At 49.7% G+C, this 10,478-nt stretch carries 11 protein-coding genes; 7 read left to right on the plus strand and 4 right to left on the minus strand.

Annotated features, from left to right (window positions below; all coding sequences use genetic code 11):
* The first annotated feature begins 33 nt into the window (after positions 1 to 33).
* The 4 genes from M3630_RS19205 to lipA all read left to right on the plus strand — a co-directional run bounded on the left by M3630_RS19205 (position 34) and on the right by lipA (position 5,045).
* On the plus strand, positions 34 to 585 hold the full coding sequence (locus M3630_RS19205) for a DJ-1/PfpI family protein (protein WP_015893041.1): 552 nt from the start codon (positions 34 to 36) through the stop codon (positions 583 to 585).
* 136 nt (positions 586 to 721) lie between these two features.
* The gene (locus M3630_RS19210) at positions 722 to 1,849 is read left to right on the plus strand and encodes a metallophosphoesterase family protein (RefSeq protein ID WP_251253141.1); all 1,128 of its coding nucleotides are present in this window, start codon (positions 722 to 724) and stop codon (positions 1,847 to 1,849) included.
* Positions 1,846 to 4,041 carry an ATP-binding protein gene (locus tag M3630_RS19215; protein ID WP_251253142.1) on the plus strand — a complete coding sequence of 732 codons (2,196 nt, stop codon included), beginning with the start codon at positions 1,846 to 1,848 and terminating at the stop codon, positions 4,039 to 4,041. Before M3630_RS19210 ends, M3630_RS19215 begins: the two co-directional genes overlap by 4 nt.
* 101 nt (positions 4,042 to 4,142) lie before the next feature.
* Entirely contained in the window at positions 4,143 to 5,045 is a 903-nt protein-coding gene (lipA, locus tag M3630_RS19220; protein ID WP_173610048.1) for a lipoyl synthase, read from the plus strand.
* A 68-nt stretch (positions 5,046 to 5,113) separates the two neighbouring features.
* Here the strand turns inward: lipA and M3630_RS19225 are convergent, their stop codons facing one another.
* Positions 5,114 to 6,079, minus strand: a complete 966-nt coding sequence (locus M3630_RS19225; RefSeq protein ID WP_251253143.1) for a YhcN/YlaJ family sporulation lipoprotein — start codon at positions 6,077 to 6,079, stop codon at positions 5,114 to 5,116.
* Positions 6,080 to 6,158: 79 nt separating this feature from the next.
* Here M3630_RS19225 and M3630_RS19230 point away from each other — a divergent pair, with 79 nt between their 5' ends.
* The gene (locus M3630_RS19230; RefSeq protein WP_173610050.1) at positions 6,159 to 6,824 is read left to right on the plus strand and encodes a YutD family protein; all 666 of its coding nucleotides are present in this window, start codon (positions 6,159 to 6,161) and stop codon (positions 6,822 to 6,824) included.
* A 78-nt stretch (positions 6,825 to 6,902) separates the two neighbouring features.
* On the opposite strand, the gene M3630_RS19235 is transcribed toward M3630_RS19230, so the two are convergent.
* The 3 genes from M3630_RS19235 to glpX form a co-directional block, all read right to left on the minus strand.
* A complete protein-coding gene (locus tag M3630_RS19235; protein WP_251253144.1) occupies positions 6,903 to 7,334 on the minus strand; it encodes a hypothetical protein in 432 nt (143 codons plus the stop codon).
* Between the two features lie 153 nt (positions 7,335 to 7,487).
* Complete coding sequence (locus M3630_RS19240) at positions 7,488 to 7,757, minus strand: DUF3055 domain-containing protein (protein WP_048034538.1); 270 nt, start codon at positions 7,755 to 7,757, stop codon at positions 7,488 to 7,490.
* 12 nt (positions 7,758 to 7,769) lie between these two features.
* Positions 7,770 to 8,744 carry a class II fructose-bisphosphatase gene (gene glpX / locus M3630_RS19245; RefSeq protein ID WP_173610052.1) on the minus strand — a complete coding sequence of 325 codons (975 nt, stop codon included), beginning with the start codon at positions 8,742 to 8,744 and terminating at the stop codon, positions 7,770 to 7,772.
* A 271-nt stretch (positions 8,745 to 9,015) separates the two neighbouring features.
* On the opposite strand from glpX, the gene M3630_RS19250 reads away from it, so the two are divergent.
* Positions 9,016 to 9,450 carry a DUF86 domain-containing protein gene (locus M3630_RS19250; RefSeq protein ID WP_251253145.1) on the plus strand — a complete coding sequence of 145 codons (435 nt, stop codon included), beginning with the start codon at positions 9,016 to 9,018 and terminating at the stop codon, positions 9,448 to 9,450.
* Positions 9,451 to 9,561: 111 nt separating this feature from the next.
* Positions 9,562 to 10,191: a helix-turn-helix transcriptional regulator gene (locus M3630_RS19255; RefSeq protein WP_173610248.1), complete on the plus strand. Its 630-nt coding sequence runs from the start codon at positions 9,562 to 9,564 to the stop codon at positions 10,189 to 10,191.
* The last annotated feature ends 287 nt before the right edge of the window (positions 10,192 to 10,478 follow it).

A 10,478-nucleotide genomic window follows, 5' to 3' on the forward strand; every position in this document is an offset into this window, starting at 1 on the left:
TCCTTAAAAATCGTCATGAGGAGGCTGTGTGTGATGAGCAAAAAAGTGTTGATTGTAACAGGCGACGCTGTAGAGGCACTGGAGGTTTTCTATCCGTATTACCGCTGCTTGGAAGAAGGGTATGAAACGGTCATTGCAGCACCCAGCGTGAAAACCCTGCACACCGTTTGCCATGATTTCGAAGCACACAGTGAGACGTACACTGAAAAGCCAGCTTATCAGCTTCCCGCCCATGTTGCATTCTCAGACATTAACCCTGAGGCGTTTGACGCCTTGATTATCCCGGGGGGACGAGCACCTGAGCATATCAGGCTCAATGAGCATTTGAAGCCGATTGTGGCGCACTTTTTCGAGACGAACAAGCCAGTCGCAGCCATCTGCCACGGCTCCCAAGTATTGACCATCGTTCGCGAGCATTTAGCCGGTCGTGAAATCACAGCTTACCAGGCTTGCAGACCCGACGTAGAAGCGTGCGGAGCGATCTACCAAACGGAAACGCTCCATGTCGATGGCAATCTTGTTTCCGGACATGCATGGCCAGACCTGCCAGGCTTCATGCGTGAATTCCTCCATTTGCTCAAGTAAACAACCAGTCCTCCAAACTTCCGTCATTGCTGGCGGAAGTTTTTTCGTTCTGACAGATGCTTTTCATCCAGCCTTTTCCTCTGTATCATAAAGGGAAAGTATGTTCGTCTGTTTTATGTGAGGAGTGGAATTGATTGTGCTGTCATTTATCCATACAGCGGATGTCCATCTGGATGCGCCGCTTCAAATGTTGGGCGAACGTTACGAACTGCGTCAGGATGATTTTCGTCAAACGATGAAAAGAATCCGTGACCTCGTTCGCGAAAAGGAAGCAGACTTCTGGCTCATAGCCGGAGATTTGCTGGAATACCACGGAGGAAGACGATCTACTGCGATGTTTTTACGCGATCTTTTTGCCAGCATCGCACCAATCCCTGTCGTGATCGCACCTGGCAATCACGATCCGTGGCGAGCGGATTCGTTTTATCAAACATTGGAATGGCCGGGGAACGTCTACTGGTTTACACCCGAGTGGGGCGTGTATGAATTTCCCGAAAAGTCATGCGTGATCTACGGCTGGGGCTTCGGTCAGCCACATGTATTCGAGTCGCCACTCGATACGTTTCCAGGAAAATTGGAAGGGTATGCCCATCATCTGATGGTTTTGCATGCCAGTGTGCTTTCCAATTCAGGAAATGAAGAGCATCATCCGTATGCGCCTGTTACCTTGCAGCAGCTCGTACAGACGGGCATGGACTATGTTGCGATGGGACACATCCACAAGCCGGGTCAATTCATGCATCCTGTCAAAAAACAACCGCTTGCCGCTTACCCAGGCTCTCCGGAAGGGCTGACGAGCAAGGAAGCGGGAGAACGACATGTTTTGTATGGAGAGCTGGATCATGACGGCAGATTGCAGCTTACGGCGATTCCTGTCCAGTCACGCAAAATTCAAAAGCTGGAAGTCATTGTGAATGGAGTTGAAACGACTGAGCAGCTCATTGATCGGATGGAGGAGCAACTCGCAGAGGAAAAGGATTCCGCTATCATGCACATCACGCTGACAGGGGAACGCGCAGCCCATTTTCAGCCTCCCTTGTCTGTCCTTCAACAGCGATTTTCACGTTTTTTTGTGCTGCAGCTGACAGACCGGACCTGGCCTGATGTAGATGAGGACAAGCTGATCGCAGATGGTGGCGTCTGGGGGAGATGGCTTTCCAAGCTGGCAGAGGCGGAGGCCGGTGCGCAAAATGAGGACGAACGAGAAATCGTCAGGTTAGCGAAGCAAGAGGCTTTGGCTCGGATTGGAGGAACCATTCGATGAAAATGGAGGAGCTAGTGCTAAGGGGCTTCGGAAAATGGCAGGATGCTTCCTTCCGTTTTGCTCCAGGCATCAATCTGTTTTATGCCCCGAATGAGTCAGGAAAATCAACCATCCTTCAGGGGATATTCGCTGCCTTGTATGGGATGAAGCGCGATTACGTCAAATCGTCGCGATACTTGCCTGAATATGAAAAGTACCGTCCGTGGCAGAGTGGCTCGTATGAAACGATCATTACGTACAAATTAGCGGGCAAAACCTATCGTCTGCACCGTCAATTGACAAAGGAACGAGAGGAGGCGCGCCTCTTTTTGGACCCGGAATGGACGGAGCTGACTGATCTTTATTTGGAAGACAGGCGCAAGGAACGGAATTTTATTGAAAAGCATACGGGCTTTACACGCAGTCTATTTACGGATTTGACGTGGATTAGGAGAGAACCGCTTCAAGCGGCTGAGCATTTGATTCCGACCTTTACGACTGCGGAAGAAGCCAATCCGGCTGTCCAACAAATTTTGGTGGAGCTGGATCGAGAACTTGCCCTCATCGGCAAAAAAGAACGGGCCGAAAATACACTTTTGGGAAAAGCCGCTACGAAGGTGGCGCAAAAAGAGCAGGAGAAGGAAAACGCAAAGGCAGCTTGGCGAACGATCAGTCAACTGACGCTACAAATAGCGGAAGCCACAGAAGAATGCCAGCAATTGGAACTGCGTCGCGAACGATTGCAGCAGCGTCTGGATCGCTCAACTGGACAAGCAAAAGCGTTGCAGGAACGATGGCAAAAAAGCCATGCTCCCGTCAGTCAACAAGACTGGTCGTGGTGGGAGCAAACAGCTCGTTCAGAGAACGAGTTGGCCATTCATGAAGAGGCAAGACGAGCTCTCACTCAGGTAAACATGCAGACGGTAACTGTACACCAGGGGGATGACCAGCTCATTCCCTTACAACACGATTATGAAAAAGGAGCACAATTGCTCAGACAGCGAGAAGCATTGCATATTCGTTTGGCGACATTGGCTGTATCCGCCCTTTCTTCAAGTCCGCGAAGATCAGCATCACGCAGCACCCGACAAGGCAATCAGGCAAAAAGGAAGCGCGGGGCTGCCCTTATGTGGGGCGGCGCAGGGATATTGTCTGTTCTCGGGTTAATCGGCTTCGTGAGTGGACATCCCATTCTGGGAGGAATTTCTGCGACTGCCGCTTTGTTGCTGTTCGGCTTTGGGGTTTTCTTGTTGCGAGTAGGCGCAAGTACGGGCGGAGCCAAACAGACAGCAGATCATGATGCGGTACAGGAAAGTCAAAGGGTACAAGAAGAGATCGCCTCCATCGATGCTGAAATCGCCATACTCGTTCAGAGATGGGGGGCGAGTAATTGGGATACATTTTTGGAAAGACGGGAAGAGCTACTGAAAAGCACAAGCAAACAACAATCTGAGCATCTTCTATCGGAAATGGAGAAAACGAAGCGGGAGGCTGATCTGTCTGCAATCTGGGGTGAGGGACTTCGGAACTTGCTGGATCAGGAAAAAACCGCGCTTGAGACCGAGCAAGGAAAATTACGCATCGAGATAGTGGAGATTGAGGAGAGACTACAGGAGCTGCGAGAACACATGGCCAGAGGACATGGGGAGATGGCGGTTCATGAGAGCCTGTCATTAGCTCGCGCGACAGATGAGCTTGAGGAAGCGCAGGCAGCACTTCGTCAGCTGCAAAATAAGCGAGATGCTCTTCAGCTGGCACGGGAAATGTTGCAGGAGGCAGTAGGGGAATGGCAACGAGATAGCACACCCGCTGTGAATCAGCGGGCTTCGGAGATCATCGGGCATATTACAGGGGGAGCGTATCGGGATGTCAGACTCGATCCGCGTGACGGATTTGCCGTTCGTTTGCTTGATCCGACCAACCAAATGGTGCTCGAACAGGCTCAATGTTCCACTGGGACCGCCGATCAGCTATACCTTGCCCAGCGCTTGGCATTGGTGCATCATGCCAAGCAGTCGGAGCCATTGCCGCTCTTTTTCGATGATCATTTTGTCCATTATGATGAAGAGCGTCTGCATCGAACGCTTGACTATATCTCGATGCTGGCACAAGAACATCAAGTGTTTCTTTTCACCTGTCATGAGCGAGAGCTGCGCATACTTGGTCCATTGCTTCATAAAGGGAACCGCCATGCCGTGCATCGGATCGGGTAATTGTTTCCGGGGGAGGAAAGAGGTTGCCCCTCCGAAATCCAACCTCTATAATGGAGATTGTTATTGTCTTGTACCATGATGTCACATGAGGAGTGAGCCCTATGACGCAACGCAAGCCGGAGTGGCTCAAGATCAACCTTGTTTCAGGATCAGAACTAGCCAGCTTTAAAGAGCTTAAGCAAACCATGCGCACGAAGACGCTACATACCGTTTGTGAAGAAGCAAAATGCCCCAACATTCACGAATGCTGGGCAAGCGGTACAGCAACTTTCATGATTTTGGGTGATATATGTACCCGTGCCTGTCGGTTTTGTGCAGTAAAAACTGGACTACCTACGGAGCTGGATACAGCCGAACCAGAACGTGTAGCAGAAGCAGCCGAACAAATGCGTTTGAAGCATGTCGTTGTGACTTCCGTTGCTCGTGATGATTTGGCAGATGGAGGCGCACAGATTTTTGCCGATACGATCCGTGCGATTCGTCGTCGACTGCCGTTTGCCTCCGTAGAAGTATTGATTCCCGATTTTATGGGGAACTGGGATGCGCTAAAAGTGGTCATGGATGCAAAGCCTGACGTACTAAACCACAACATTGAGGCGGTTCGCCGAATGTCAGATCGCGTACGGGCAAGAGCCAAATACGATCGGACGCTGGAACTGTTGAAAAAGGCGAAGGAATTCCAGCCGAGCATTCCGACGAAGTCCAGTCTGATGATTGGGGTAGGCGAGACGATGGAGGAAATCATCGAAACGATGGATGACCTGCGTGCTGTCGATGTCAACATCATGACGATTGGTCAGTATTTGCAGCCGACCAAGAAGCATTTGAACGTAGAGAAATTTTACCACCCAGATGAATTTGCTCGCTTGAAGGATGAAGGAATGAAGCGTGGTTTTAGCCACGTGGAGTCAGGGCCATTGGTGCGTAGTTCGTATCACGCTCACGAGCAGGCGAGTGCCGCGAAGGAAACGATTGCGAAAGAATCCATGCCGAAAGCGCAATAATAAGTAACCCCCTCAACCGCCCAATTCGAGCGGAAATGAGGGGGTTTTTTACTACCGGGGGAAGGGCTTTAGCGACTGGTTGTTGCCTTTGCGTTATGAGATGTTCCACCCATACGCTTGACGAGTGTGTCAATGCTTTTCGCATCTTCTGTACGCGCTGTACTCACGTTGCTGGAGCGACTTGCTACACGAGCGATTTCTTGGATGTCATTCGGATTATCGGTGACATACACTTTGTAATAGCGTGGTGACACGGATTCGGCGTTCATTCTTGCCTGTTTTTTCGCTGTGTGCGCATCTGCTCCTTGTGTGTGTAAGCCGACAAAAACTTCTTTGTCCGTTACCAAGACGGTAGAACGCTGTACGCCAGGGCAGCTGGCAGTGACATTTCCTACAGCTTTTGCCAATGCTTCACGGTCTACATAGACGTTGGCGACACTGGCAGTTCTCACATGCTGACGATCCGTCTGCACATAGCCCATGCGTGGCATTCCAGTTTGCATGACACCTGCTCCACCACGGTTTGCACCATGCTGCTGATAAATAGAATGGTGTGTACCAGTTGGCGCATTGTAAACACCTGTGGTACCCATACCAGCTTTATGATCCGTAAAGGCATTGTACGGTCTCATTCCACTCGTGTAGGCATTGTAGTTGTTTACATGCGGGTAAGTACCATTTGGATATGCACCATAGTTATACCCAGCATTGTTGGTCAGTCCCATGCCATTGCGGACGTGAAGTCCATCACGAATGCCGTCGTAGTTGCGGACGTGGAGCCCGTCGAAACTAGTGGTTCCAGCACCAGTGGTGTAATTACGATTATGGTGGTACCCGTCAAAGTTCGTCGAGCGCATGCCATCGTAGTTGCGGACGTGCATTCCATCAAAATTTCGAACGTGCGGAGCAGACTGGTACGACATCGTCTTGTTCGGATGCGTGTAATTAGGCGCAGCATTGTTGTTACAACCAGAAGCCAAGAGCACAATACCTGCAATTGCAGGATACAACCATGTCTTTTTCAATGGTAACACCCCCTACACGATAGAATGTCCAAAGGTACAGGTCAGTTATCGTGGGAAATTTAGCTCATGTTGCGCGAAATATGATAAGATGGACATAGTATACATGCGTAAGGAGGAAGCGAGTTTGATTCGCACGCAAGCCGGTACTTATGAAGTCATGGAAGTAAATCGAGACGGCTGGAACCTTGAAGCGTTCAAGGAGCGCTATAGCGACATCCTCGACAAGTACGATTATATTGTAGGGGACTGGGGCTATGGTCAGCTTCGTCTTCGTGGGTTTTATACTGACGCTAATCGCAAAGTACCGTTCGAGCAGCGGATCGCCGCTTTGGATGAGTACCTGCATGAGTTCTGCAATTTTGGTTGTCCATACTTCGTTTTGCGCAAGGTAAAAGCAAACGTCGGCAACAGTGACGACCAAAGTGGGCAAGACGAAGCTGGCTTTGATGTCATCATTGATATTCGTCAGGACATTCCTCGTGAAGAGGGTGGCTCTTCGCCTTATGTAGAACGAAAAGAACGCAGACGCTATCACCCGCGTCAAAATAAACAGGATCGCCAGAACAATGCTGGCGCTGATCGCAATGGGGCAGGGAGAAACGAACGCGGGGAGAAGCCAAAGTTCCAAAAGGATCGCCCCGATAAAAACGGTAAGGACTCCAACTCGCGAGAGCGCCGTCCCAATCAATTGAAACCCAATCGTGAACGCGATAAAGTCCCAACAGGACCAAACGCACCGAAGCGCGATTCCTAAAAACGCTAAAAAGAGCCCTGTATGCTAGGGCTCTTTTCGTTTTTCGATTTAATAACCTCCGCCAAAACCTTCAGGGGTTCAAAAACCACCGGGTCCACCGAAACCACCGGGTCCACCGAAACCACCGGGTCCACCGAAGCCACCAGGTCCACCGAAACCACCGGGTCCACCGAAACCGCCGGGTCCACCGAAACCGCCAGGTCCACCAAAACCTCCGGGTCCCCAACCAGGCCAGCCCCATGTGGGCCAATAACCAGGCCAGCAAGTACTGCATCCCCACCAAGGATATGGCTGTGGGACGACAACGACCTCAGGACCGCGTCTTCTACGGAAAAAAACTGGATGAGCCTGATCTTCTGGAATGTATTGAAAATCCTGGTCTGCTGAGTAATAAGGTGGCTGGTCATATTGTGCAGGAACAAAGTGGTTTTGATCGTATTCATTTGAATCATATTGAGTTTGATCGTATTGGTTTTGGTCATAAGTTTGGTCGTATGGATAAGATTGCATGATGCGATTCGCACTCCTCTCGTTATCTGTCTGTGCATCTGTGCAGTAGCAGTATACGAGGCATACGCCTGTAAGGAGCATTGTCCCGCAGGAAATGGGCGGGGGCTGCAAATAAAAAAGGAAGAGCCCGCAATAGCTCTTCCTTTCGGTGAATTAGATAGCTGCTTCCAAAAATGCTTTCAATTCTTCGGCTTCACGCTCATTCAAGTTGAACGCGAATTCCAGATAGCCTTCTTCTTCCAGATCATCATGTCCAATAATAGCGGAGCGTCCATTTTGAATGTTGATGACAATCGCCTTTCCATAAAAACGGTTAGTCGTTGTAATCGCCAGGTCAAAACGAGTAGCTTCGCCCGTGAAGCTGACAAAGCGCGTTCGAGTATCCTCCGCTTCGTCGTACAAGTAGAACAAATCATTTGCCATATGGGTGTCCCTCTACTTCCATAAAAGATTTGGTTTGTGTTCGGTATTGTGTACAGCGCGGACAAAGCGAATGGTTTTGGTTTGGGCACGCATGACGATCGAGTGAGTTTCCACCATATCATCACCGAGGTAGCGCACGCCTTGCAACAGCTCTCCATCAGAAACGCCTGTTGCTGCAAAAATGGCATCATCGCCTTTTACCAGATCGTTCAGCGTCAAGAGCTGCTCTGGATTGTCGAGCCCCATTTTGATGCAGCGCTCGCGCTCACTGTCGTTTTGCGGCTTGAGCTGGGCTTGCATGTCGCCACCCAGGCACTTGATCGCTGCGGCACTGATCACGCCCTCTGGTGCACCACCGATACCCAAGAACAGGTCAATCCCTGTATGCGGCAGACAGGCAGCAATCGCAGCACCCACATCGCCATCTCCAAAAAGCTTCACTCGCGCACCCTTTTCACGAATGGCGTCAATAATCGCCTGATGGCGGTCGCGTTCCTGAATAATGACCGTCACATCTTGCACGCGCTTGTTGTTTGCTTTTGCTACAACCTCTATCATTTTATCCACGGGATCGTAAAGGTTGATTTGTCCGGCAGCACGTTTGCCGACGGCCATTTTCATCATGTACATGTCTGGTGCATGCAACAGCGTTCCACGGTCCCCGATGGCGATAACAGACATGGCATTGTTGTGACCCTTGGCGACAATCGTCGTTCCTTCCAGCGGGTCAACCGCCACATCTACCTCAGGCCCGCCTGCTTCCGGGTTACCGAGCTTTTCACCGATATAGAGCATAGGGGCCTCATCCAGTTCACCTTCGCCAATAACGACGGTACCCCTCATGTTGATCGTGTCAAACATGGCGCGCATGGCGCTGGTCGCTGCTCCATCCGCTTCATTCTTTTTCCCGCGTCCCATCCAGTGAGAAGAGGCAAGTGCAGCCATTTCCGTTACCCGCACAATTTCCAGAGCCAATTCGCGTTCCACAGTGTGTTCCTCCCCTTATGCTTGCCGACAAAAATTCACCACATCATTGTAACATAAAGTGAACGATCAAAAAGTCGTCTTTTCAGTACCGAACGTGATTCGTGACAGGTCGTACAAATTTGGTATACTGAGGGATGAAAAGAGGTGAAACCGGTGAGCAATTCCTATTTGCAGGAAGGGGAATTGGTGCTTCTCGTCCTGGTGCTAACATTTGTGTTTACCGTTTACTACTCAAAACGCAAATCAAAAAAGCGAAAGTAAGGAGAAATATATGTACGACGTGAATACAAAACGAATCGACCAAGTATTGGAACATATGTCTCGTATGCTGGATCTGTTGGACAAGCTCAGCGAACGAGGGGCCAAAGCGGTTTTGGCAGATGAAGTAGCTGTTGCAGCGATGGAGCGAGCCCTGCACTTGTCTATCGAAGGAATAGTGGATGTCGGAAATGCACTGATCGATGGATTCATTATGCGAGATCCAGGAAGCTACAGCGACATCGTGGAAATTTTGCGGGATGAGCAAGTCATCACGGATGAACAGGCTTTGATCCTGACGCGTTTGACCGATTTCCGCAAGCATCTGGTCAATGATTATACAAGTGTGCCGGCTAATGAAATGTACAGCCTGGTAGAAGAAGCTGCTGGTACCATTCGTCAGTTTGAGCCACAGGTGAGAGCCTTCTTGAAAAAAGAACTGTTTTAAAAAGTGTTTTCAATCCATCACCAACGTAGCGGATATTTTATACAAAAGACTTTCGTTTGTTTACTAAAACGTCTTCATCCACTACAATAGGGAGAAAGGACGGTGATACGTATGACAAACGAAGGAACGTCCACTCGTGATCAAATCCTGCACATGCTCAAGGTCAAAGGTTCACTCCCTGTCAGCGACATGGCCGTCGAGCTAGGGATTACTGAAATGGCGGTACGGCGTCATTTGAACACCCTGGAGAGAGATAATTTGATCAAGTCTACGCTTGTTCGCCAAGCGATGGGACGCCCAACGAATGTTTATTCATTGTCGCAGGAAGCAGACGAACTGTTCCCGCGCAATTATTCTCATTTGACATTAGATTTTTTACAGGACATAAAGGAAATCGATGGTTTGTCCAAAATCGAAATGCTATTTAGACGCCGCGAGAATCGCTTGGAGGAGAATTATCGCTCCCACATGCAAGGCGACTTGGAAAACCGTGTAGCCAAGCTTGCCGAGCTGCAAAACGATAAAGGCTACATGGTGGAATGGGAAAAGGACGAAAATGGAGACGGCTATCGGATTCAGGAGTTCAATTGTCCAATCTCGCAAGTAGCCCGTGAATTCAACCAAGCGTGTAGCTGTGAGCTCTCCTTGTTCCGTCGGGTTTTGAAAGCCAATGTCGAGCAAACCACGTGTATGGCAAAAGGCGGAGACAAATGCGTGTTCCACATTAAGGAAGCGAAATAAATAGCCATAGCGAAGGTCTACTCGAGTCGGGTGGAGACGAACTGGCTCCAATACAGTCCGACCGATAATTAGTGAATGGTGAAACCCTTGAGAAATGGTAATATCCCCTCATGGTTGACTGTGTTTAAAACCCCACTGTTACAATTGGGTAAGACACAATTGAAGTGACCCAGTAAATTGAGACAAGGAAAAAGCACCTCCTGAATCGTATTCCAAATATGATTCTAAGGAGGTGCTTCTTTAATGGGCACAAGAGTGCATTACCCAGAAGAAGTAAAATGGCAAGT

Source organism: Brevibacillus sp. MER 51 (assembly GCF_023714195.1).
Lineage (GTDB): Bacteria > Bacillota > Bacilli > Brevibacillales > Brevibacillaceae > Brevibacillus.